Source organism: Streptococcus sp. HMSC056C01, assembly GCF_001811305.1.
Lineage (GTDB): Bacteria > Bacillota > Bacilli > Lactobacillales > Streptococcaceae > Streptococcus.
In genome coordinates, this window is record NZ_KV804209.1 from 264009 (window position 1) to 288966 (window position 24958).

Annotated in this window: 19 protein-coding genes and 1 pseudogene; 8 read left to right on the top strand and 12 right to left on the bottom strand. The window is 39.1% G+C overall.

The window, feature by feature from the left end:
* Positions 1 to 4 precede the first annotated feature (4 nt).
* The 3 genes and pseudogenes from addA to HMPREF2795_RS10965 all read right to left on the bottom strand — a co-directional run bounded on the left by addA (position 5) and on the right by HMPREF2795_RS10965 (position 7703).
* Positions 5 to 3652 carry a helicase-exonuclease AddAB subunit AddA gene (addA, locus tag HMPREF2795_RS08280; protein ID WP_075228635.1) on the bottom strand — a complete coding sequence of 1216 codons (3648 nt, stop codon included), beginning with the start codon at positions 3650 to 3652 and terminating at the stop codon, positions 5 to 7.
* Positions 3649 to 6900 (bottom strand): ATP-dependent nuclease subunit B, encoded by a 3252-nt coding sequence (rexB, locus tag HMPREF2795_RS08285; protein WP_075228639.1) that lies wholly within the window; start codon positions 6898 to 6900, stop codon positions 3649 to 3651. The genes addA and rexB overlap by 4 nt, the downstream gene beginning before the upstream one ends.
* 137 nt (positions 6901 to 7037) lie before the next feature.
* Positions 7038 to 7703: pseudogene (locus HMPREF2795_RS10965) on the bottom strand (lysostaphin resistance A-like protein).
* 179 nt (positions 7704 to 7882) lie between these two features.
* On the opposite strand from HMPREF2795_RS10965, the gene HMPREF2795_RS08295 reads away from it, so the two are divergent.
* The 3 genes from HMPREF2795_RS08295 to HMPREF2795_RS08305 all read left to right on the top strand — a co-directional run bounded on the left by HMPREF2795_RS08295 (position 7883) and on the right by HMPREF2795_RS08305 (position 10639).
* Complete coding sequence (locus HMPREF2795_RS08295; protein WP_049509710.1) at positions 7883 to 8692, top strand: Cof-type HAD-IIB family hydrolase; 810 nt, start codon at positions 7883 to 7885, stop codon at positions 8690 to 8692.
* 269 nt (positions 8693 to 8961) lie between these two features.
* Positions 8962 to 9870, top strand: a complete 909-nt coding sequence (locus HMPREF2795_RS08300; RefSeq protein WP_049509793.1) for an ATP-binding cassette domain-containing protein — start codon at positions 8962 to 8964, stop codon at positions 9868 to 9870.
* 10 nt (positions 9871 to 9880) lie between these two features.
* A complete protein-coding gene (locus HMPREF2795_RS08305; RefSeq protein WP_049509792.1) occupies positions 9881 to 10639 on the top strand; it encodes an ABC transporter permease in 759 nt (252 codons plus the stop codon).
* 39 nt (positions 10640 to 10678) lie between these two features.
* Here HMPREF2795_RS08305 and HMPREF2795_RS08310 read toward each other — a convergent pair whose 3' ends face one another.
* From HMPREF2795_RS08310 to glmU, 8 genes are all read right to left on the bottom strand, one after another.
* Complete coding sequence (locus HMPREF2795_RS08310; protein ID WP_049509790.1) at positions 10679 to 11557, bottom strand: sensor histidine kinase; 879 nt, start codon at positions 11555 to 11557, stop codon at positions 10679 to 10681.
* Positions 11554 to 12255 carry a response regulator transcription factor gene (locus tag HMPREF2795_RS08315; protein WP_049509789.1) on the bottom strand — a complete coding sequence of 234 codons (702 nt, stop codon included), beginning with the start codon at positions 12253 to 12255 and terminating at the stop codon, positions 11554 to 11556. The genes HMPREF2795_RS08310 and HMPREF2795_RS08315 overlap by 4 nt, the downstream gene beginning before the upstream one ends.
* A 105-nt stretch (positions 12256 to 12360) precedes the next feature.
* Entirely contained in the window at positions 12361 to 12621 is a 261-nt protein-coding gene (locus HMPREF2795_RS08320) for a SemiSWEET family transporter (RefSeq protein ID WP_049509788.1), read from the bottom strand.
* Between the two features lie 314 nt (positions 12622 to 12935).
* Positions 12936 to 15224 carry a DNA helicase PcrA gene (pcrA, locus tag HMPREF2795_RS08325; protein ID WP_049509798.1) on the bottom strand — a complete coding sequence of 763 codons (2289 nt, stop codon included), beginning with the start codon at positions 15222 to 15224 and terminating at the stop codon, positions 12936 to 12938.
* A gap of 293 nt (positions 15225 to 15517) precedes the next feature.
* The gene (locus HMPREF2795_RS08330; protein WP_000689807.1) at positions 15518 to 16213 is read right to left on the bottom strand and encodes a 5'-methylthioadenosine/adenosylhomocysteine nucleosidase; all 696 of its coding nucleotides are present in this window, start codon (positions 16211 to 16213) and stop codon (positions 15518 to 15520) included.
* A gap of 10 nt (positions 16214 to 16223) precedes the next feature.
* Entirely contained in the window at positions 16224 to 16535 is a 312-nt protein-coding gene (gene macP, locus HMPREF2795_RS08335) for a cell wall synthase accessory phosphoprotein MacP (protein ID WP_000517859.1), read from the bottom strand.
* Positions 16528 to 17091: an NUDIX hydrolase gene (locus tag HMPREF2795_RS08340; protein WP_000393804.1), complete on the bottom strand. Its 564-nt coding sequence runs from the start codon at positions 17089 to 17091 to the stop codon at positions 16528 to 16530. The genes macP and HMPREF2795_RS08340 overlap by 8 nt, the downstream gene beginning before the upstream one ends.
* A 9-nt stretch (positions 17092 to 17100) precedes the next feature.
* Entirely contained in the window at positions 17101 to 18480 is a 1380-nt protein-coding gene (glmU, locus tag HMPREF2795_RS08345; RefSeq protein WP_000024820.1) for a bifunctional UDP-N-acetylglucosamine diphosphorylase/glucosamine-1-phosphate N-acetyltransferase GlmU, read from the bottom strand.
* 156 nt (positions 18481 to 18636) lie between these two features.
* Here glmU and HMPREF2795_RS08350 point away from each other — a divergent pair, with 156 nt between their 5' ends.
* From HMPREF2795_RS08350 to lysS, 5 genes are all read left to right on the top strand, one after another.
* Positions 18637 to 19437 (top strand): glycoside hydrolase family 25 protein, encoded by an 801-nt coding sequence (locus HMPREF2795_RS08350; RefSeq protein ID WP_001227600.1) that lies wholly within the window; start codon positions 18637 to 18639, stop codon positions 19435 to 19437.
* A 109-nt stretch (positions 19438 to 19546) separates the two neighbouring features.
* Positions 19547 to 20389 carry a DUF368 domain-containing protein gene (locus HMPREF2795_RS08355; RefSeq protein ID WP_000954130.1) on the top strand — a complete coding sequence of 281 codons (843 nt, stop codon included), beginning with the start codon at positions 19547 to 19549 and terminating at the stop codon, positions 20387 to 20389.
* On the top strand, positions 20389 to 20871 hold the full coding sequence (locus HMPREF2795_RS08360) for an aminoacyl-tRNA deacylase (protein WP_001085923.1): 483 nt from the start codon (positions 20389 to 20391) through the stop codon (positions 20869 to 20871). Before HMPREF2795_RS08355 ends, HMPREF2795_RS08360 begins: the two co-directional genes overlap by 1 nt.
* Positions 20871 to 21491, top strand: a complete 621-nt coding sequence (locus HMPREF2795_RS08365) for a histidine phosphatase family protein (protein ID WP_000675220.1) — start codon at positions 20871 to 20873, stop codon at positions 21489 to 21491. Before HMPREF2795_RS08360 ends, HMPREF2795_RS08365 begins: the two co-directional genes overlap by 1 nt.
* A 140-nt stretch (positions 21492 to 21631) precedes the next feature.
* On the top strand, positions 21632 to 23122 hold the full coding sequence (lysS, locus tag HMPREF2795_RS08370) for a lysine--tRNA ligase (RefSeq protein ID WP_000102453.1): 1491 nt from the start codon (positions 21632 to 21634) through the stop codon (positions 23120 to 23122).
* 90 nt (positions 23123 to 23212) lie between these two features.
* Here the strand turns inward: lysS and HMPREF2795_RS08375 are convergent, their stop codons facing one another.
* Positions 23213 to 24883, bottom strand: coding sequence for a formate--tetrahydrofolate ligase (locus tag HMPREF2795_RS08375; protein WP_000845264.1), 1671 nt, complete (start codon positions 24881 to 24883; stop codon positions 23213 to 23215).
* Positions 24884 to 24958 lie beyond the last annotated feature (75 nt).

A 24958-nucleotide genomic window follows, 5' to 3' on the forward strand; every position in this document is an offset into this window, starting at 1 on the left:
CTTTCTATATTTTAACGACTTCTACTTGGTCTTTACCAAGTAGAATCAAATATTTTTCAACTGTTTCTATTTGATAAGAACGAGATAGAGCCTCTGCATAGAGGTCTAATTGTCCTCGATAGCGTTCAACAAGTTGACTAACATGCTCATAACGGTCTGTCTTGTAGTCAAAGAGAGCAATCTTATCATCGTAGAGGAGATATCCATCTAAGATTCCACGGACAACAAAGTTTTCTTGGCTCTTCTCGTCTCTTTTTAACATTGAGAAAGGTTGTTCTCGATAGAGTTTATCTTGATTTGCAAGAATCTCTTGACCGAGAGCTGAATCAAAGAAGGATAAAATTTTTCCTAGATTGATTTTGGATTTGACAGCTGAACTTACTTGAACTTGCTCTAAGGCCTCTGTTAAAGTCTCTAAAGTGGGTTTCTTAGCTAGATTAATTCTCTGCATGAGTTCATGGGTAGCACTACCAATCTCAGCACCAGTAACTTTCTTAGTTTTAGAGAAATCAGAAAGGTTGAATTGAACAGTGCTTTCTTTTAGTTGACTTTGACCAGCTACTACTACACCTTCCATATCCATGACTGGTTCATAGAATTTTTTAAGCTGACTAGGGGTTTGTACACTTGGAAGATTGATTGCTGCACGGTGGATTTGGTTATACACTTCCACTTCTTTTAGCATTTCCAACGCATCTTTGATGGTTTCTGACTGGCGATTATCTGCTTGGGATTGGTCTTGGAGCTGACTTTTATTTTCCAATTCTCCGATAGCTTCTTTGGTTAGGCCTTCTTCACCTTCAAAGCGCACAGTGAAATGCAAATCCTCCTTAGAAAATGCTTGATAAATGGCCCAAATCCAATCTTGGAAATTAGTAGCGTCTAGTCTCGTTTCTCGAGTCAAAAGACCTTGCCCATTTGTTGGATATTCTTTAGATTCTAACTTTTCACGAGATCCTTTTCCAACTAAATAGAGTTTCTTCTCAGCACGTGTCATGGCTACATAAAGTAAACGCATGAGTTCAGAATAACTTGCTAATTGGAGTTCTTCCTTATTTTGAGTATATGTCAAGCTAGGAATAGATAATTTAATGGTAGATGGAACATATTCCTCTTTTGCATTTGTAGCGACTCTAGCTACATAATTTAACCCAATTCCATTTGTGCGACTGAGGATAACCTCAGACATAGTATCCTTCTTATTAAATTTTTGATCAATATTGAGGATAAAGACATAAGGAAATTCAAGCCCCTTACTCTTATGAATACTCATAAGTTCTACAGCATCCTTTGGTGGTGCTACAGCAACATTGGCAAGATCATGCTGGGCTTCCAGGACTTGGTCAATCATTCGAATAAAACGGGATAATCCCTTGTAATTACTCTTTTCAAACTGATCTGCTCTTAGAGCAAGGGCATAGAGATTTGCCTGTCTGGCCAGTCCATTTGGCAAGGCACCAACATAATCATAGTAAAATCGGTCACTATAGATTTTCCAAATGAGATCATAAAGAGAATGTGTTTTGGAATATAAACGCCAAGCCTGGACGGTTTCCATGAAAAATTCTATTTTTTTATGAAGTTCAGACTTAATTAAATCCTTTTGAAGACCCGTATTTGCTTGAGCATTGACTAGTTTCTCATAAAAGTTCTCTTGAACTTTATCCTCAGATTTTTGAAGAGCGAGACGAGCCAATTCATCCTCATCAAAGCTAAACATCGGAGACTTCATCAGAGCAACCAAAGCAAAGTCTTGAAGAGGGTTGTGGATGACACGAAGAGTATCCAACATCACCTGGACTTCTAGGGATTGCAAATAGTTTGCTTGAGCACCGTCTGTCTTGACAGGAATACCATATTCAGACAAGGCGAGCAGAACTTGATCATTACGACTTCGACTAGCAGTTAAGAGAGCCATGTCCTTGAAAGGTACACCCTTATCATTATGAAGGTGAATTATCTCCTTAAGCACCATCCGCATTTCACCAGTCAGTTTGTTAGTTGCAAGTTCCTCCTCATCATCAGAATCGCTATCATCATCCTTATCGTACAAGAGAACTTCTGCCTTGTTTTCTGGATTTGATTGAATATCAGTATTTCCAAAAACAAGCTGGTGCATACCGTCATAAGATATCTCTCCAACTTCCTCGTCCATGAGGTGTTTAAAGACATCGTTCGTAGCATCAAGAACCTCTGAACTGCTTCGGAAATTTTCTTTAAGCAGAATTAACTGACCTTCTTTGTCATCTTGAGCGAAGCTGTGGAATTTTTCGTTGAAAATTTGTGGGTCGGCCTGTCTAAAACGATAAATAGACTGCTTAATATCTCCTACCATAAAACGATTATGACCGTTTGAGAGGAGTTCTAGCATTCTTTCCTGGATATGGTTGGTATCTTGGTACTCATCAACCATGACTTCATGGAAGCGTTCCTGATACTCTTGACGAACCTGTGGGAAGTTTTCCAAAATCTCAATGGTATAGTGGCTAATATCAGCAAATTCGAAGGCATTTTCTTCGCGTTTTCGTTGTCGATAGGCATCAACAAAATCTCTCATGAACACTTGGAATGTCTTTGCCAAGTCCCAGGACTCTTGATGATAATCTTCTTGGAATTTTAGTAAAGTGATTTGATCATTGAGTGCAATCAGCTTCTCAAATTTTGCTTTTCTCTCTTGGTTGTAGGTTTCTTTCAAGTCTTGCAGTTCGGCCTTACGACTAGCATTTGTAAGAGCACGACCTCCCTTATCCTTAGAGATACTAACAACTCGTTCTAAAACTTCTTGGTATTGATTAAAAGTTGATTCGTTGGTTAAAGCTCCGATTTCATCAAGAACTTGTTGAACAGATTCTAAATAAGCTGCTTTACCAAATTCCTTGGCATCATTATCCAAATGGTAACGGAAAAAGCTTTCTAAATCACAGAGTTTCTCCTTTATATCGTCTACAAGGTTTTCTTTAGCAACTGTAAAATCAGCCTTTTCAAAACCTTTTAGGAAAGATTCCTCTAGCCAAGCCTGAGGATTGCTAGTAGATTGCAAAAAATCATAAATCATATAGACCTGTTTACGTAGTCCACGCGCGTCTTTGCTTCTACCTGCAAAGTTTTTGACCAAGCGACTAAAATTATCTTTATCCTGGCCTTGGTAGTGCTGTTCAAAAACTTGTCGAAAAACCTCATTTTTTAAGAGGAGTTGCTCACTTTCATTCTGAAGAATGCGAAAATTTGGAGACAGGTCAAGAAGATAGCCGTGCTTGGTCAGGAATTTCTGGGTAAAAGAGTCCATGGTCCCAATCGCGGCATTGGGTAAATCAGCTAATTGTCTGCCGAGGTGTTTTTTTAGTTCCACATCTTGCGTTTCTTGGATTTGTTGGCTAATTTTCTTTTCCAAGCGTTCTTTTAACTCGGTTGCTGCCTTTACCGTAAAGGTTGAGATAAAGAGTTGGCGAATCTCAACACCACGTGCTAGTTGGTCAAGAATTCGTTCAGCCATGACAAAAGTTTTTCCCGAACCAGCTGAAGCTGAAACCAAAATATTTTGACCAGAGCTATAAATAGCTTGAATTTGTTCAGCTGTTTTCTTTGGTTTCTTGTTAGACTGAGCTTCTGCTACTTGCAAGGCTGCAATCTCTTCTTGGGTTAAAAATTTCATCGCTCCAACTCCTCTCTGATTTTATTAAACCAAGCTTCCTTGGCATTGCTCTTGGCAACTTTCTCTAAAAATCTCGCCTGACCTAGATGGTAATTGGCTTCAAAACCTGTAATAGCTTGATATTGTTGAACATAGGGTGCAATGCTTCTACCGTTTTCTGTATAAGGGTTGATCGCAAATTCACCAGATAAAATCTTCTCTGCCGCTTTTTTGTAGAGAAGGGCATTATAGTCCAACAATAACTGGAATTCCTCATCAGACAACTGATAAGTCTTGTTTTTATTGTAAAACTCTCCAAGGTTTTTTATCTCTTTCTCAAGAAAGAGTCCTTGATACTTCATGCTCTTATTCGCTTCTGCTACAGCCTTTGAAAGAGTTTTATTGGCTTGTAGAGGTTGAATCGGGTCAGTCATCTCTAAATACATGGCACCAAAGAAGTCTCTATTCCCTTCTTTTTTAAGTGCAGCTAGATAGGTTGGTAATTGCGAGTTAAGACCGTTATAAAAGAGAGGAAACTTAAACTGAGTCAAAGAAGACTTATAATCTACAACACCAATAGCTCCATCTGATTTTAGACGGTCGATACGGTCGACTTTACCACGGACATAGACATTTCTGCCGTTTTCTAACTGAACAAAAGCTTGTTCCTTGCTACCAAAGACTGCTTCTTCCTGAATCGTTTCAACATCCGCATTATGTCGAAGAATGTGTCCTGTAGCATGTGCGACATCCAATAGGACTTCCTTGGTGAATTGAGCATCCAAACTTTCCTGATAAATGGCTTGAAACTCACGTTCTTGACTAGTTTCAGAGATTGCTTGTTCTAAACGACGATCAAAGGATTCATTAGGCGAAAGTTTCATTGCTCGTTCAAAAATACGATGCAAGAAATTACCGTGACTTCGTGCATCAGGACGCAAACGCAATTCTTCCTGCAAACCTAAGACATAACGGAGATAGTAACTGTATTCATTACGGTAAAATTCTGTTAATCCAGAAGTAGATAGATAGAAATCTTGATCTTCAGGATACAAGACTTTCAAAGTTTCAGAATCTAAAATCTTGCTCTTTGGACTTGTTGGTAAAACTGGATTTTCTAAACCTTGGTCTTCCAACTTTTTACCCATCACACGAGCCAGAACTTTTACAAAAGTTAAGTCTTGGTCACTTGTCTCACTCTCACCTTGCTGATGATAGGCAACAAGACTAGACAAAAGGCTGTGATAAGAACCAATATCATCCTTTGTTAGATTTTTTCGGTCAATTCTCTTTTCAATCTTGCTAAAACCAAAGTCCTGTAATTCTTTCAGATATACCGACTCTTTACTCTCATTTTCATTGAGTAAACTTGGCGCCGATAAGACTAATTGTTTCCTAGCAGAGTTGACCAACGAAAGCATAGTATAGCGATTCTTCTTGAGGTTTTCTTGACTTGCAATCAGTAATTGAGAACCTTCTTGAGTTGCTCGGTTCAGCACTTCTCTTTCTTCATCGCTCAACAAACTGGTGTTTTGAGCAATTTTAGGCAAGTGATCTTGAGTTAAACCAATTGCATAGATGTAATCAGCTGTCAAGGGTGCAATCAAATCATAACTCTGCACCAGGACAGTATCTACCGTTGCTGGAATTGTACGATAATTGGACAAGCTCATGCCTGAATGAAGAAGAGCTAAGAAATCATCCAAATTGACCTTAGAACCTTCAAATACAGTTGCAAATTGCTCCATTACGTGGCAAAATGCTTTCCAGACTTCCTCTTGTCTTTCTTGCTCTGCTACTTCCATCGTTGCAGATAAGGTTTGTAACTGCTTGGTCAAATGAGCATCTTTCAAAAAGTTGTTCCATTTTGAAAGAAGATTCTCAGCTTTTTGCTTACGACTAGATAATAAAGTTTCTAATGGATTTAGAACACGAAAACGAAGCTTGTTTAACTTCTCTAAATCAAATTTCCCATGATGATTTTTGGTAAATTCTTGTTTAAAACTAGAGAGACCATCAATTCCTAGATAACGAAGATATTGCTCAAAGCTATCGATTTCCTCTTGACTAAGGTCGGTATATAAGCCGGTTCGTAGGAGATTAATCAAATCTTCTTGACGGAAATTGTATCGTTTCAAACGCCCGATGGATTCTGCATATTGAGTCAAAGGGTGGTGAGCCATAGACTCACTCTTACCTAGATAAAAAGGAATTTGATATTGATTAAAAATTGTCTGCAGAGACAGTTTATAAGACTCTACGTCACCTAATAGGATTCGAAAATTTTTATAGCTTAGTTCTGGCTCTTGGTGCAATTTCTGGCGAATACTACGAGCAACTAACTCCAGCTCTTCTTTTTGGGTTAGACAAGACCAAATTTGCAAATCTTCTCTATCCTTATCATCCACTTCTAAGCTAATTTTAGAATAATCATAAGCACTTTCGAGTAGTCTTGAGGCTTTGGCAAAGGCATCAAGTTTCTCATGTTCTTGACAAGTATTTTCTGCCTTAGTCTGATATTTAAAAGCTAAATGGCGTAGAAACTCAACACTGGCTTGGTAGAGGTTCCCTTCACTAAATGGGCTAGTATAAGATTTCTTAGACGCATATACACCAATAACAATCTCAACACCCTTACGATAAAGTAGATCCACTAGGTGTTCTTCTTCTGCAGAAAATCGGGTAAAACCATCAATGACTAGGGCAATCTTACTAAAATCACTACTTACCTTGTTTTCTTCGATAGCATTGATCAGATATGATAATTGACTCCCTTGCGAAACTTGACCTTGATTCAGATAAGCTGTTACCTTTTCAAAAATCATGAGCAAATCAGAACGTTTATCAGCGTCAGATAGACTTTCTAAATCCAAAAAACTCATCTTAGCAGTTGTCATTTCATGGTAAATCTCAATCAATTGTTGGATGAATTGCGGATCTTGCTTAATAGCCCCGTAAACACGTAAATCCTTAGGGTCTATCTCAGACAGACATTTATAGAAAGCCATACCAAGACCGATATCATCGAGACTTGACTTCGCGGGTATATCGTTTAAAACCAGATAACGAGCCATCTGAGCGAAGCGCGTGACTGTGATCGCAAAAGAAGCCTGCTGACTCAAGCACTCCAGGACGGCACGTTCCTTTTCAAAAGAAAGAGAGTTAGGAGCTATGTAAAAGACTCGTTTGCCTTGGGCAACCAGTCCTTGAGCCTCCTTGGTCAGGATTTCTGTCAAAGAAGTCCGAATATCGGTATAAAGTAGTTTCATCTCTGCCTCGTTTGATTTTTTCATTACCTTTCATTATACCATTTTTTGACTGCTAATCCTATAAATAGAGAGTTCTTAAACTACTGATAAAAAGTAAAATGCCAGAAATTTCCGGCATTGATCGATAAGCACTATCTTCATGAAAATACAAGCATCCATAAATCCCAAAATGCTGTAATGTTAATCATGATATGGAGTAAAATGGGATAATAGAGAGAGTGAGTTTTTCGGTAGAGCAATGCTAAAATCGTTCCTCCACTTGCATAGGTGAAAAAGGCGAGTGGTGTTAAACCTGAACTGACATGCACATAGCCAAAGACGCAGGCTGATAGTAAAACATCTCCATACCAAGGTGAATCTTTCAAAAATGTATTCATCAGAACTCCACGGTAAACCAATTCTTCTGTAATTGGTCCTAGTAGACAAACAATAAGTAAAAGATAAGGTAACTCTTGTCGCCCTGTCATCTCAGTCAATTCATTTAAAGCGATTTGATTGGACGTTGCTGGGGTTAAAAAAGAAAACACAATATCTGAAAGATAACTGACTCCATAAGCAAGAAGCAAATAAACTAGATATCTCCATTTCTACTTCAACTCAAGCATTTTTCTACCTTCGAATACTAGTAAATATAGCATAGCTAGAAGAATAACGATAAACTCTAAAAAAGCAAGAATTTGAAAAAATTCTCGACTAGCAGCTACAAATCTAGCTGTAAAGTGATTAAAAATCCACCAAAACCAAGTCTTCCTATAAATAATTACTAACAAGGCTAGTAAAATCTGTACTGCTCTTTTTTTCATGATAAGTCCTCTGCTTTTTTATCCATTATCAGTATATCGCAAGTTTAGTATAGCATATATTTGCCAAAAAGCTTCTTCAAATCATGAATTGTAATTGAAACGTCCTAAATTGACATAGTAATCCTTATTTCCACTAAATTATGCTATAATATAGACAAAACACGTGAAAAGGAACTACTATGATTAAACTACTTGCCCTTGATATGGACGGAACTCTGCTCAACGAAGCCAAGGAAATTCCTCAGGCTCATATTAATACCATTCATAAGGCTGTCGAAAAAGGCGTCAAACTGGTTCTCTGTACTGGTCGTCCTCTCTTTGGGGTTCTTCCCTACTACAAGAAACTCGGACTTGATTTGCAGAATGAATACGTCATCGTCAACAATGGATGTTCTACCCACCAAACTAGTGATTGGGGCCTTGTTGACTGGAGAGAACTTAGCAAATCAGACATTGAATACCTAAATGAACTTGCTGAAAAGAGTGAGGTCCAGTTGACTCTCTTTGACGAGGAACACTACTTCGTTCTCGGAGGCGAACCAAATCCTATCGTAAAATACGATGCGACACTCGTCTTTTCTGACCTGACTGAAATTTCACTAGAGGAAGCTACCAGTGGAAAATATCGCATGTTCCAGGGTATGTTCTTAGGTACAAAAGAACAAACAGATGATTTTGAACAACGATTTGCTGATGAACTTTGTCAGAGATTTAGCGGAGTTCGTTCACAACCAGTTATCTATGAAGCAATGCCACTCGGTACCACAAAAGCTTCTGCTCTTTCTCGCTTGGCTGAGATTTTGGATATCCAACCTTCTGAAATCATGGCCATGGGTGATGCCAATAACGATATTGAGATGATAGAATTTGCAGGGCTTGGGATTGCCATGGGAAATGCCAGCGACTACGTCAAATCTCTCGCGGATGCCGTAACTGCTAGCAATGAAGAAGATGGTGTTGCACGTGCTATTGAGAAATATATTTTGTAGAAAATAAGCCCAGTCAACTAGTATTTCTAGCCAACTGGGCTTTTTATTTTTAGAAACTTAAAAACTTTAGAAACACTTTAGAAATGCTTGACGATTCTTTGATATCTATGCTTTATACTAGAATTATAAAAATAAAACATCTTATACTCTTCGAAAATCAAATTCAAACCACGTCAGCTTCGCCTTGCCGTACTCAAGTACAGCCTGCGGCTCGCTTCTTAGTTTGCTCTTTGATTTTCATTGAGTATCAAAGATTAAAGGAGAAAACTATGAAAACAGTCCTCGAAATCCATGGCTTGTCCAAACAATTTGGCAAACAACCTATTCTACAAGATCTTAGTCTCTCAGTTAAAGAAGGAGATATCTATGGACTTATCGGAAAAAATGGTGCTGGTAAAACAACTCTGATTAAAATTATTACCCAATTATTATCTGCTGACCATGGAACGATTTCCCTATTTTCTAGTCAAGGGTATAAGGAGTGCACGAAAGCCCTATCTCGAGTAGGTTCAGTCATTGAATCCCCAGTAGCTCACAATCATTTAACAGCCTATCAAAATCTAAGATACTATTGTACGATTCGACATATCCCAAATGCTGATCAAGTCATTCAGGAGACATTAAAGTATGTGGGGTTAACAGATACAGGTAGAAAAGTTTTTCGAGATTTCTCTCTTGGGATGAAACAACGTCTAGGCATTGCTATTGCCCTCCTATCAAAACCAGACTTTCTCATCCTTGATGAACCCATCAATGGTCTTGACCCAATCGGTATCAAAGAGTTTCGTCAAATGATTCAACGTCTGCATCAAGAGAAAGGAATGACCATTCTCATCTCTAGTCATATCTTGTCAGAACTTTATCTGGTTGCCAATCGCTTTGGAATTCTGGACCAAGGAAAAATCATTCGAGAAATCAGTAAGGCTGAATTTGAGACACTGAATGAAGACTATATCGTTCTGAAAACAAGTGAAAAAGAAAAAGCTAGTCAAATCTTAAAAGACAAAGTGCGTCTTGAATTTAAAGTTGTGAATTCAGATAATGAGATTCATATTTTTAGTCATGAACAAGATGTCAAACGAATTCTCAAAGAACTTACTCTAGCAGATGTCGCTGTTGATGAGATTTACTATGCTCGTCAAAATCTTGAAGAATACTTCACACAATTAGTAAAATAGGAGGAAGATCATGATTCATACAATTCAAGCAGACTTTTACCGTCTTTTCCGTTCCAAAGGTTTTTGGATTACAGAGATTGTTCTCTTTGCACTCATGTTAATGGGAGCTACTATTGGGGCTACAGGACATCTAATGTCAGTTAATACAACGCCCCCAGAATCAGAAATTCCAACCCAAGGTTGGAATGGTGTGCAAGCCCTGATTAACGCATCGAGTCAAGGTTCAAACCTCGTTTTTCTCTGTATTATCCTTGCTTGCCTCGTTCTGGGAGTTGACCTTATCGGAAAACTCTATAAAAACAGTTTGACAGTAGGGGTTTCTCGTACAGAATTCTTTCTAGCCAAATCTGTTGTATTAGCCAGTATCGCTCTAATGCAAATTCTTATTAGCCTAGTTATTGCTTTCGTACCAGCAACTATCCTAAACGGAGTAGGAACCATGCCAGAAGGATTTATTGGCAATCTCCTTCTAACGATTGGTCTTCAATTCCTCTGCCTTCTTGCTTGGCTTTCCATTATTTCCTTCATTCTCTATGTGACTCATTCTTATCTGGCTGTTTTCATTGGCTATTTAATCAGTTCTATCTTACTTTCAACGCCGATGCTTATCTTTCCAGATATCGAGATTTTACGCTATTTATCCTTAAATGTTGCCTATGCCATGACTGCCTATAGTCAAGCTGTTCTATACACCATTATCGTTACAGTTACTGTTATTCTATTCTTTACCGTTAGTGGACTTGCTGTTTTCAAGAAGAAAAGCTTATAAAAATGACCTCCTCTTTTTAAAAAGAGGAGGTTCCTTGTTTTAAAAGAGTATCTTAACTGTAAACCAGGCACCATCTGTACTTAGTTGTAGTTCTGCTCCAAGGAGATGGGATAGTTCTTCAGTAATATAAAGACCTAAACCAGAGGATTCTTCTGTATCTGATAGGTTTTCAGAGTAAAATCGTTGACTGAGATTTTCAATTTTTCGAATGGGTTGTTTGACCAGATTTGAAATTTCCAAATAAATGTGATTATCCACTTCCTTCAAAGAAAATCTCGCTTCATCCTTCCCATGTTTTAAAACATTGCCAATGAGATTTTGCAACATACGGTCTAATAAATCCGAATCTGTCAGTAAATACAAACCAGGTTCTACTTGCAAATCAAGGTCAATCTTTGCCGTTTGAAAAGAATCATAATAGGTTAGCAATTTTTGCGTCATAAATGTCGAGACTTCTAACTCAGATAAGTCAGGTTTAACTGCTCCTTCCATTAACCGACGATAGTCCAAAAGAGCCTCTAGACGTTTTGAAACTTGATTGAGATGATGGGCAATTTTTTTCAAACTCTCAGACTCAGGATTTTCTGTTTTAAGCAATTGCTGAGTATAACCGGACGCAATCGTTAAAGGCGTCCGAATATCATGTGCAATATTGCTAATAGCCATGTCTAAAGTCTGCTTTTCACGCTTCATAATCAAGCGTGACTGCTCAACTTCTTGAAAGAGATGATTGATTTGCTTGTAAAGATGTAAAAAATCCTTGGAGAAAGTTGACACTCCGATTCTCTTCATACTTCCAGTCAGAATCTTGTCTTCAATCTGTTGGGTCAAGCTCATGAGTGCTAGATGATAGCGAATCAACCCTATCGTCAATAGGATAATAACCATTAGTAGCAAAGATAGTAAAATATAGATCATTGCTCATCTCCTTTTAACCGAACACCAACTCCCCAGATGGTTTCAATATACTCTTGCTCTGGATCTAGTTGGCTTAATTTTTTACGGAGATTGCTTAAATGAGTGTTGAGAGTATTGTCGCCTGGTAAATAAGTATCCTCCCAGACCAATTCATAGAGTTCTTCTTTCGTGAAAATTTTCTTAGGATGTCTCAACAAGGTTTGGAGAATCAAGCATTCTTTCTTAGCTAGGCGAATAGTTTCCTGGCAATTTTTGATTTCAAAACTATCTGCATCAAATTGAATATTTTTTAACTGTTGAATCAACTTGTCTGGATGTTCGATTTCAGCTGCTTGCTTGTCACTTTTTTGACGTAATTGTACCGTAACCCTGGCAAAAACTTCATCCAAATCAAAAGGCTTTACAATATAATCATTAGCACCATCTAAGAGATATTGGCTGATGAGCTTTTTATCGCTTAGGGCAGTTAGCATGATGACAGGAACTGAACTATCGTGTCTAATGGCTTTTAAAACTTGATCACCATTTTTACCCGGTAGCATAATATCTAACAAGATTAGATCAATGTCACCTTGTTCAAATCGTATCATTCCTTCAGTACCAGAAAAAGCCTGAATCACCTCATGCTCCTCAGAAAGAAGAGTTCTCAAAATTTCTTGAATCTCATTATTATCTTCAACGATAAGTATTCTAGCCATAAACACCAACCTTTCTAATAGTATTATATCATGTTTTTTTAGGAATTTCGGATAAAGAAAAACTCTCCTTCATGCTTAAATACGAAGAAGAGTTCATTAGCTATATTAAATTAAAGCTGTCAAAGCGGTGATAAGTCCAAAAACGATACCAGGTGCATTAGCTGCTGCCAAAGGGATATCTCGTTCTTTTTTAAAGAGACCGTAGTAAACCCAAAGACTGCAGTTAAGTGCAGCTACTGCCGGTTGGATAAAATTCCCTTTTTGACCCGCAAGATTGTTCATAATTTGTGGAATATAAGAGACATACATCATTACAGACATAAAGGTTGCAATCCAACCCAGTGTTTTCATTTGTTTTTCAGACATTTTCTTCTCCTTTCAAAAACAATTTCCATTATACACTTTTTTTAAAAATAATGAAGTTTAAAAAGCTATTTGTTAAAAACTTGTAAATTATCACAAGATTGTGATAAGAGAATTCGTAAAAATGGCGGTGGGACAGAAATCGATAGACAATGTCTCGATTTCGTAGTCCCAGCCCCGCGAGGATGATTAGGAGCTTTTTGGAGTCTAAAAGACGAACAAAAAGTTCAATCAGCTACCGCGTCAAAGTTTGATTGCTAATAAAAAGTGAGGTCGGAATCTTTTGTCCCAACCTCACTCTTATTCATTTAGAAAACTTACTTCTTCTCAATCGGTGCTACACTGGCTAAAAGTTTTTTAAGGCCGACTTCTGGGAAATTGATTTTCAATTCCTGAGTAGATCCACTTCCTGAAACTTCTAGAACAGTTCCTTCGCCCCACTTCTTATGAAGGGCAATATCACCAATAGACCAGCTTGTCTCACTAGAAGCTGATGTAGAACCAGCTGAAAACTGTCCAAAAGGTAGTCCTTTTGATTCAATTGATCTTGGTGCTGCGTTGCGTTTACGATCTTGTAGAGCTTGAGCTAGGCTCATGCCTTGACCAAAGGCAACACCTCCACTACTATAGGATGCTTTGAAGCTACTATTAGCAGGACGCGCCAAACCTTGATAAGTTAACAAATCTGAACTAATCTCATTGATAAAGCGTGTTGGGCGATTATAGTTCGTTCGACCAAATAGCAAGCGTGAGTTAGCATTGGTTAGATAAAGGATTTTCTCTGCGCGCGTGATACCGACATAGGCTAGACGGCGTTCTTCTTCCAATTCATCCACGTCCTCTGCTGCACGACTAAGTGGAAAGACATTTTCTTCCATCCCAATCAAGAATACAACTGGAAACTCGAGTCCCTTGGCCGCATGGAGCGTCATCAAGGTTACTTCTGATGTTTCCTGACTGCCAGAGTCTGTATCTGCAATCAAGGCCAAATCGTTCAAGAAGCGACTGAGCTTATCCAAGCCAGTTTCATCTTCTTGATTATCTGGATTATCATCGAAGTTCTTGGTAACAGAAAGGAACTCTTCGATATTTTCAACACGAGCCTTACTTTCCAAAGTCGCCTGAGCATTGAGAATATCTACGTAGCCTGTCTTTTCCAAGACTGCTTCCACTAACTCAGTAATGGTTAACTGATCCAGTTGCTCCCGCAAATCAAGAATCATATTGGCAAAATCCCAGATTGACTGGGCTGCCTTACCTTTAATCCCTGATAACATGATGTTAGCTGAAGCATCAAGCATCGACATATTTTGTAGGTTGGCAAAGTCACGGATTTTCTCTACTGTTCCTGGTCCAATGCCACGTTTTGGTTCATTAATAATCCGCTCAAAACTGATATTATCACTCAAATTGGCGATGAGATTAAGATATGCGATAATATCACGGATTTCCTTACGGCTATAGAACTTAGTTCCACCGACCATAGTATAAGGAATATTGGACTTGAGCAGAGCTTCTTCAATGGTACGAGACTGGGCATTGGTACGGTAAAGAACCGCAAAATCCTTGTGGAGGAAGTTTTGGCTTCGACCAAGTTCATCGATGGTTTTAGCGACAAAGACAGCCTCGTCTTGTTCATCATTAGCGCGATAGTAGACAATCTGTTCCCCATCCGCATTTTGAGTCCAGAGATTCTTAGGACGGCGATTTTTATTGTTTTTGATAACGTCATTAGCAGCTTGTAGGATGGTTTTGGTTGAGCGGTAATTTTCCTCCAACAAAACAACCTTGGCTTGAGGATAATCCTTCTCAAAATCCAAGATATTCTGCATATCAGCACCACGCCAACCGTAGATAGACTGGTCAGCATCCCCAACCACACAGATATTTTTGAAGCGTGAAGCCAAAAGTTTGACTAGTTGATACTGGGCATGGTTGGTATCTTGATACTCATCAACATGGATATATTGGAACTTTTGCTGATAATAAGTCAAAACATCAGGATTTTGGTCAAAGAGCCGCAAAGTCAACATGATCAAGTCGTCAAAGTCCACTGACTCTGACTGACGAAGTTCTTTCTGATAGGCTGTATAACACTTAGCTACAATTTGCGTGTACATATCTCCTGCCTGGGCAGCATAAGCTACATCGTCAATCAGATCATTCTTAGCATTGGAAATGGTTCCCAAAATGGTACGTTCATTCCATTTTTTAGGATCCAAGTTCAACTGCTTGAGAATACGTTTCATGAGCGTTCGCTGCTCCCCTGGATCCACAATCGTGAAATTGCGATTGTAGCCAATGTGGTCGGCATCGCGCCGTAGGATACGCACGCACATAGAGTGGAAGGTCGCGATCAAACAATCCTGAGTAGCTGGATTGAGTCCATAAGCACGCTCCTTCATTTCACGCGCAGCCTTATTGGTAAAGGTAATGGCCAAGATATTCCATGGGTTTACCAACTTTTCATCAATTAAGTAGGCAATACGGTGGGTTAAAACACGAGTCTTACCAGATCCCGCCCCCGCCATGATCAGCAAGGGTCCTTCTGTGGTTTGAACAGCCTCGGCTTGACGGTCATTCATTCCCTTTAATAAATCGTTCATTTTCTCTTCCTTATTCTTCAAGTCAATGTTTCTATTATATCAAAAAAGTTTGAAAATAACTTTTCTTAAGAGCCTTCTGATTACTTTAGTTGGCAAGACAAGAAGAGGCTGGGACAAAAGTCCTAGCCTCTCAATTCTCTTTTGATTGTCGAGCAAGACGCAGTGGTTGAGTGGGCTCTACTACGCTGATTTCATCAGCTTTTACAGCCCCTACTCAACTGTGCGGAGGTGGGACGACGAAATCGAATTCTAACGAATTACCGATTTCTGTCCCACTCTCAGTAATTCTTCTATTAATCCTTTATAGACTGCAAAAGCGTCATTAGGGCCTGGGCAGAACGACGTCCTGCTTCTACGATAAATTCATCAAAGGAAACGGATGCTTCATGGTTTGCATTGTCACTCATGGCACGAACGACTAAGAAAGGAAGGTTCAAAGCATGAGCTGCTTGAGCAATAGCTGCTCCTTCCATCTCTACAGCAAGAACTTGAGGGAAATGTTCTTTTATCGCTTTGATTTTATCTTCTCCAGCAACAAAACTGTCACCTGTCGCAATCAAACCTAAATGCCAAGTTTGGTCCAGTTTAGACAAACTCTCTTGAATCAAGCTGATAAACTTTTTGTCTGATTCAAAATAGAGAGGCTGTTGAGCCATTTGTCCGTATTCATAACCAAAAGCAGTCACATCAACATCGTGGTAGGTAAGCTTGTCTGCAATCACTACATCCCCTACTGCGATTCCACTTGCCACTGCACCAGCAGAACCAGTATTAATCACTGCATCGACTTCAAAGTGATCTGCTAAGATAGCGACACTCATCGCAGACATGACTTTACCAATACCACTCTCTACAAGTACAAGCTCAACAGAACCAATCTTACCAGTATGATAGCTATGTCCCAGAACCTTTTCCTCACTGGCATCATCCAAGTGTTGAATCAAGTATACTAGCTCTTCTGGCATAGCTGCAATAATTCCAATTTTCATGATAGACCCCTTAAATAAATCTCATTGCTAAAATTAACAAAATCAAGAGAAAAATAACTGCAAAAAGAATCTTGTTTAATTTAGAATTAAAGACATTTCTCTTGGTATTTTCAATCCGACGACTTTTGTGAATAGAAGGTTCAACTTCGATGGTCAGTGTATCCTGGCTAAAACCATGATCTTTAGTTCGCGAATAGCCAAAATTTTGAGAAGAAGTCGGTAAAATCTTAGTTTCCTCATCATCTAGCAAGGGAGGCCCTGAGATGTCCTCTCCTCGATTGGCACGTTCAATCATTTCATCTGTTAATAAAGGTTTACCCATGGGTTCCTCCACTATTTTTTTGTAATTCCCAGTACTGAATAGCCATGATAGTCTTGGCATCACAAATATCACCTGACTGGATCAGTTCTTTAGCTTGGTCAAGACTGACTTCAAGTAACTCTAAAGTCTCATCTTCATCCTGAGGACGAGGATTTTCAACTTTTGTCAAATCACTTGCCAAGTAAAGTTTTAAGCGCTCGTTACAAAATCCAATCGCAGAGTAAAAATCATAGAGAAGGATTAATTTACCAGTATAGGCTGCTTCTTCTTCTAATTCACGAAGTGCTGCAGCTTCTGGATCTGCATTCTCCCCAATTTCCAGTTTACCTGCAGGAATTTCATAAGAGACTTTTTCAATCGCCTTGCGATATTGTTTAACAAGGACAACCTTATTATCTGGAGTAACTGCAAGGACACAAACTGCTCCATTGTGGAAAATCAAATCACGTTGCGCAGTACCTTTTCCAGAAGGTAGTTCAACCTGATCTTGAACTAGCTGAAAAATAGGCCCTTTATAAATTTCTTTACGACTAAGCGTCTTTTCTTCAAATTCCATCGTTAGCTCCTATTTATTGTTAGGATGGTGAGGGAGGCGAGTTGCATATTCGTCCTTATTAATTTGGCGACCTCGTCCAATAGCAATGGCATCAGCTGGAACATCCTTAGTAATGGTTGAACCTGCCCCAACAAGAGAATTATCTCCGAGTTCTACTGGAGCAATGATGGTTGAATTTGAACCAACGAAAACATTGTTACCAATGGTTGTTTTAAACTTGTGTTGACCATCGTAATTTACAGTAATGGTTCCTGCACCGAAGTTGACATCACTACCAACTTCACAGTTTCCAATGTAAGTTAAATGTCCTGCCTTAGTATTCTCCCCAATGCTAGAACCTTTGACTTCAACAAAGTTCCCAATATGTACATCTTTTGCAAGGCTTGATCCTGGACGGATATGAGCATAAGGACCAACTGTAACGCCATCAGCAACCGTGCTTTCTTCAATCATCGAGTTTGTAATCACTGCCCCTGAACCGATAGTGCTATCAAGGATATAAGTTCCATTAGTCAAAACAGTTCCTGCACCAATCTTACTAGAACCTTTGAGGGTTACATTCGCTTCAATTTGAACCTCTGGAGCAATTTCAACATCGATGTCAATGTAAGTAGCTTCAGGATTCACAAAACTAACTCCATTGACCATATGCGCTTGGTTAATACGGCGACGCATGATGCCTTCAGCTGTCGCAAGGGCAACACGGTCATTAACTCCGAGACTTTCATCAAAGTCTTTCAGAGTATAGGCTCCGACTTTTTCTCCAGCTTCACGGAAAATGCCGATGACATCAGTAATGTAGTATTCGCCTTGGGCGTTGTTGGTGTTGATATTCTTCAAAGCTTCAAAGAGGCGTGCATTATCAAAGACATAGGTTCCTGTATTGATTTCCTTGATTTGTTTTTCAAAATCAGTCGCATCCTTCTGCTCCACGATACGAAGCACTTCAGCATTCTCATTACGAACAATACGTCCATAACCAAATGGGTCTTCAGCTTCTGCAGTTAGGATTGTAGCTACGTTCTTGTGATTAACGTGGAAATCAATCAAGTTCTTTAGACTTTCACCAGTAATGAGTGGTGTGTCACCAGCAATAACCAATGTTTGTCCAGAAAGTCCTTCAAGAATTGGCTCAGCCATCATAACCGCATGACCAGTTCCTAATTGCTCAGACTGTCTTACAAAATCAGTTTGACCAGCTAAAACTTGCTCCACAAGTTCTGCCTTATGACCCACAACCGTTACTGTTTTTTCAGGATTGATGGCTCCTACGCTACGAAAAACATGCTCAAGCATTGAAATTCCTGCAACCTTGTGCATGACTTTTGGTAGATCTGATTTCATACGAGTACCTTTACCCGCTGCTAAAATAACTGCATAATTTGCCATATTTTTCTCTTTTCTATAGAAATTCCCTTATATTATATCATAAATTTGCTTTTTCAAACACAAAAGAGGGCAAATGCTTTAAAACATCGCATTCTCTAGATGATTTCGAGTATTTTTTTTTGATTTTTTTCACCATTTACGATACACTATAAAAGTATGAGAAAGAAAATAAATCCTGTTTTTATTTTTACTGTATTAGCTACTCTCGTGGGTATTTTAATCATCAATAGACCCAAGTTCGAAGACCATCCAGTCAAAACAAAGCAAAATCCAGTTCAAGTAGAAACTCAAGCTTTACATAATATCAACAAGCCGATTATTGATGTTTCTGGCTGGCAAAGACCATCAGAGATCAATTATGACACCTTAACTCAAAATATTTCAGGTGCAATCGTTCGGGTTCATAGTGGAGCTCAAGTTTCTGTTGAAAATGACGCTTCATTCAAAAATGGGGTCGATAAGGCTTATAAAGAACATATCACAGAATTTCAAAAACGAAATGTTCCAGTCGCTGTTTATGCCTATGTAGCTGGAAAAAATGTCGAAGAAATGGAAAAAGCTGCTGAAGCCTTTTATAACGCTGCTTCCCCTTACAACCCGAGCTACTATTGGTTAGATGTTGAAGAAAAGACTATGTCTGACATGAACCGGGGTGTTGAGGCCTTTCGTGCTAAATTAGCTTCATTGGGTGCAAAAAATATCGGTATCTATGTTGGTGTTTACTTTATGGAGGAACATAGTATCAGCGTTGATAATTATTCAGCTATCTGGATACCTTCCTATGGAACCAACTCAGGTTACTATGAGAGTGCTCCAAAAACAGATCTTAGCTATGACCTTCACCAATACACTTCACATGGAAATCTTGGTGGATTTGAACATCACCTCGATTTGAATCTCATTTCTTCATCAAAGAACAAGGAAGAAACCTTTAGAAAATTGTTTTTAAATCCTTAATCACTATCACAATAAGCAAGTCAGACATTGCTTTCTGCTTGCTTTTCTTTATTTTTCAGTATTAAATCACTGTTTTATCTTTATAGAATATGAATCTCGGAGGACCTCTATGTTATCATGGTTATCAAAAATTATTAAGGGAATTGTAATCGCCCTAGGTTTCATTCTACCAGGGATTTCTGGTGGTGTTCTTGCTGCTATCTTGGGAATTTATGAGAGAATGATTCGATTTCTTGCCCATCCTTTTAAGAATTTAAAAGAAGATGTGCTCTTTTTCCTTCCTGTCGGCATTGGAATGCTTCTAGGTATCGGACTTTTCTCCTATCCAATCGAGTATCTTTTAGAGAATTATCAAGTGTATGTATTGTGGAGTTTTGCTGGAGCTATCATTGGTACTATCCCAAGTCTTGTCAAAGAATCAACTCGTGACTCTGATAGAGACAAGGTTGACCACATATGGTTTTGGGCAACCTTCATCATCTCAGGTATCGCCCTCTATGCCTTGAATTTTGTAGTTGGTTCTCTATCTGCAAGCTTCCTAAACTTTACACTAGCTGGTTGTTTATTGGCTCTTGGAATTTTGGTTCCTGGGCTTAGTCCTTCCAATCTCCTCTTGATTCTTGGCCTTTATGGCCCTATGTTAACAGGGTTCAAGACTTTTGATTTGTTTGGAACCTTCTTACCAATTGGAATTGGGCTTCTTATCACTCTGATTATTTTCTCTAAATTCATGGACTATGCTCTTCGCCTTTATCACTCACGTGTGTATCATTTTATCATTGGAATCGTATTATCAAGTACACTCTTGATCCTTATTCCAAACGCTGGAAATGCTGAAAGTATTAGTTACAGTGGTTTGTCCCTAGTATCATATGTACTGATTGCTTTCTTCTTTGCCCTAGGGATTTGGTTGGGAATCTGGATGAGTCAATTGGAGGATAAGTATAAATAATGGCAAAAAAAGTAAAAGTCAAGAAAACCTTGGTTCAACAAATTTTAACCAAGGCAGGAATAAACCATACAGGTATTCAAATTAATGCTTTGGAAGGTGAAATGCCTCAAGGTTATGAAAAGAGTCAGATTTTTAAGACTCTAGCACTTCTGGGAGATAAAACTGGACCAATTATTGGAATCGTACCTATCACTGAACATCTTTCTGAAAAGAAACTGGCTAAGATTTCTGGTAATAAGAAAGTCAGCATGATTCCACAAAAAGACCTAGAAAAAACAACAGGCTACATCCACGGTGCCAATAATCCAGTTGGAATTCGTCAGAAACATAACTATCCTATCTTTATCGACCAAACTGCTCTTCAACTGAATGAAATGATTGTTTCCGCAGGGGAAGTTGGTCATAGTATCATTATCAATCCTCAAGATCTAGCATCCTTTGTTAAAGCTGAATTTGCAGATATCTTGGAGGCAAGTAACTAATGAAATTCTATTTTATTCGTCACGGTAAAACACTTTGGAATCTCGAGGGACGTTTTCAAGGAGCGAGTGGGGATTCTCCACTCTTAGATGAATCCATTGAGTCCTTAAAAAAACTAGGTCGGTATCTCCAGGAAACTTCATTTGATATGATTTATTCTAGTGATCTTCCTCGTGCTAAAACTTCCGCTCAAATCATCCAAAGTCAACTGAAAAACAGCTGTCCATTAGAAGAGATACCCTCACTAAGAGAATGGCAACTTGGAAAACTTGAAGGTGCAAAATTTGCGACCTTGGAAGCTATCTATCCCGAGCAATTAAAAGCTTTTCGTACCAATCTAGCAAAATTCGATTCGACTATGTTTGGAGCAGAGTCTGTCTATCAAACAACTCAACGAACCATTCAATTTATCAAATCATTAGAGTCCAAACCTTTTGAACATGTTATGATTGTTGGTCACGGTGCCAATCTCACAGCCAGTATTCGAACTCTTCTAGGCTATGATACTCCACTACTTAGAAAAGATGGTGGTCTAGCAAATGCCAGTGTGACTATTGTCGAAACGGAGGACTTTAAAAACTTTAACCTCTTAGTCTGGAACGACACTTCTTATCAGAATTAGAACTGAACTTAACAAACACTGTTAAGTTCTTTTTAGATTTTGTAGATTATCCGTGAATTTATTTGACTTTTATGATAAAATGGGAGTATCGTAAAAAAGACTCATCGTATCAAGAATTGAGTAAAAACTAGGAGGAAACCATGTCAACAGAACATATGGAAGAACTAAATGACCAGCAGATCGTTCGCCGTGAAAAAATGGCTGCGCTCCGCGAACAAGGAATCGATCCATTCGGTAAACGATTTGAACGCACTGCTAACTCACAAGAATTAAAAGATAAATATGCTGACCTTGATAAAGAACAATTACACGAATTAAACGAGACTGCTACTATCGCTGGACGTTTGGTAACAAAGCGTGGTAAGGGTAAAGTTGGATTTGCCCACCTTCAAGACCGCGAAGGTCAAATTCAAATCTACGTTCGTAAAGACGCTGTTGGTGAAGAAAACTACGAAATCTTTAAGAAGGCTGACCTCGGAGACTTCCTCGGTGTTGAGGGTGAAGTGATGCGTACGGATATGGGAGAACTCTCAATCAAGGCTACTCACATCACACACTTATCTAAAGCCCTTCGTCCCCTTCCAGAGAAATTCCACGGACTTTCAGACGTTGAAACAATCTACCGTAAACGTTACCTTGACTTGATTTCTAACCGTGAAAGCTTTGAACGCTTTGTTACTCGTTCAAAAATCATTTCTGAAATCCGTCGCTACCTCGATGCTCAAGGTTTCCTTGAAGTAGAAACACCTGTTCTTCACAACGAAGCTGGTGGTGCTGCTGCTCGTCCATTTATCACACACCACAATGCTCAAAACATTGACATGGTGCTTCGTATCGCGACTGAGCTTCATTTGAAACGTCTTATCGTTGGTGGTATGGAGCGTGTTTATGAGATTGGCCGTATCTTCCGTAACGAAGGAATGGATGCTACACACAACCCTGAGTTTACTTCTATCGAAGTTTACCAAGCATATGCTGACTTCCAAGACATCATGGACTTGACTGAAGGCATTATTCAACACGCTGCTAAAGCTGTTAAAGGCGACGGTCCAGTTATCTATCAAGGAACTGAAATCAAGATCAATGAACTATTTAAACGTGTACACATGGTGGATGCAATCAAGGAAATTACAGGTGTTGATTTCTGGAAAGATATGACTTTCGAAGAAGCTAAAGCAATCGCAGCTGAAAAGAATGTTCCAGTTGAAAAACACTATACTGAAGTTGGTCACATCATCAATGCTTTCTTTGAAGAATTTGTTGAAGAAACATTGATTCAACCTACCTTTGTCTATGGTCACCCAGTAGCTGTATCACCACTTGCTAAGAAAAATCCAGAAGATGAGCGCTTTACAGACCGCTTCGAGCTCTTCATCATGACTAAAGAATACGGAAATGCCTTTACTGAGCTCAACGACCCAATCGACCAGCTTAGCCGTTTCGAAGCTCAAGCCAAAGCCAAAGAGCTTGGTGACGACGAAGCAACAGGCATTGATTACGACTACATCGAAGCACTTGAATACGGTATGCCACCAACAGGTGGTTTGGGAATCGGTATCGACCGTCTCTGCATGCTCCTCACTGATACAACTACTATCCGTGATGTATTGCTCTTCCCAACTATGAAATAAAATACAAATCTCCTAGTTACTTTCTAGGAGATTTTTTAGTAATCCCAAAAAAGACAAACTCAATGTTGAGCTTGTCTTTAAATTTTCTTATTAGAATAAACCTAGAACTGTACCATCACTTTCAACATCCATGTTGAGAGCTGCTGGGCGTTTTGGAAGTCCAGGCATGGTCATAACGTCACCAGTAAGAGCAACGATAAAGCCTGCACCCAATTTTGGTACTAACTCACGAATAGTAATTTCAAAGTTTTCAGGGGCTCCAAGAGCATTTGGATTATCTGAGAAACTGTATTGAGTTTTAGCCATACAGATTGGCAATTTGTCCCAACCATTTTGTACGATTTGTGCGATTTGAGTTTGAGCTTTCTTCTCGAAGTTTACTTTGCTTCCACGATAGATTTCAGTGACAATCTTTTCAATCTTCTCTTGTACTGAAAGGTCATTGTCATACAAACGTGCATAGTTAGCTGGGTTTTCGTCAATCGTTTTGACGAGAGTTTCAGCTAGAGCTACTCCACCTTCTGCTCCATCGGCCCATACGCTTGCTAATTCAACTGGAACATCGATTGAAGCACAAAGTTCTTTCAAAGCTGCGATTTCAGCTTCTGTATCAGATACGAACTCGTTAATAGCAACAACTGCTGGAATACCGAACTTACGGATATTCTCAACATGACGTTTCAAGTTTGCAAATCCTGCACGAACAGCTTCTACATTCTCTTCTGTCAAAGCATCCTTAGCAACCCCACCATTCATCTTAAGAGCACGAAGTGTTGCAACAATCACTACTGCATCTGGTGAAGTTGGCAAGTTTGGAGTTTTGATATCCAGGAATTTCTCAGCACCAAGATCTGCACCAAAACCTGCTTCTGTCACTGTGTAATCTGCCAAGTGAAGGGCTGTAGTTGTAGCCAAGACAGAGTTACATCCGTGTGCGATATTGGCAAATGGGCCACCATGTACAAAGGCAGGTGTTCCATAGATGGTTTGAACCAAGTTCGGTTTGATAGCATCTTTCAAAATCAATGCCAAGGCACCTTCAACCTGTAGATCACCCACTGAAACAGGTGTACGGTCATAACGGTAACCAATGACGATATTGCCCAAACGACGTTTCAAATCTTCAATATCAGTTGCCAAGCAAAGGATGGCCATGATCTCTGAAGCAACAGTGATATCAAATCCATCTTCACGTGGAATACCGTTAAGAGGACCACCAAGGCCGACTGTTACGTGACGAAGAGCGCGATCGTTCAAGTCAACCACACGTTTCCAAAGAATACGACGTTGGTCGATTCCTAGCTCATTTCCTTGGTGCAAGTGATTGTCAATCAAGGCAGAGAGAGCATTATTTGCAGTTGTAATAGCGTGCATATCTCCAGTAAAGTGAAGGTTGATGTCTTCCATTGGTAAAACTTGTGCATAACCACCACCAGCAGCCCCACCTTTAATCCCCATAACAGGACCAAGAGATGGTTCGCGGATAGCAATCATGGTTTTCTTACCAATCTTATTCAAAGCATCAGCAAGTCCGATAGTGATAGTTGATTTTCCTTCACCAGCAGGTGTCGGATTGATAGCAGTAACCAGGATCAATTTACCGACTGGATTGCTCTCAACTGCACGAATTTTATCAAAGCTTAGTTTAGCCTTATATTTTCCGTACAACTCCAAATCATCGTAAGAGATACCAAGTTTCTCTACAACATCAACGATTGGTTTTAGCTCGATACTCTGTGCAATTTCAATATCTGTTTTCATAACAAACTCCTCTACCTCAAATGTGTTAATTCATTATATCATAAAATAAGATTTTTAACAGTCATAAAGCTTGCT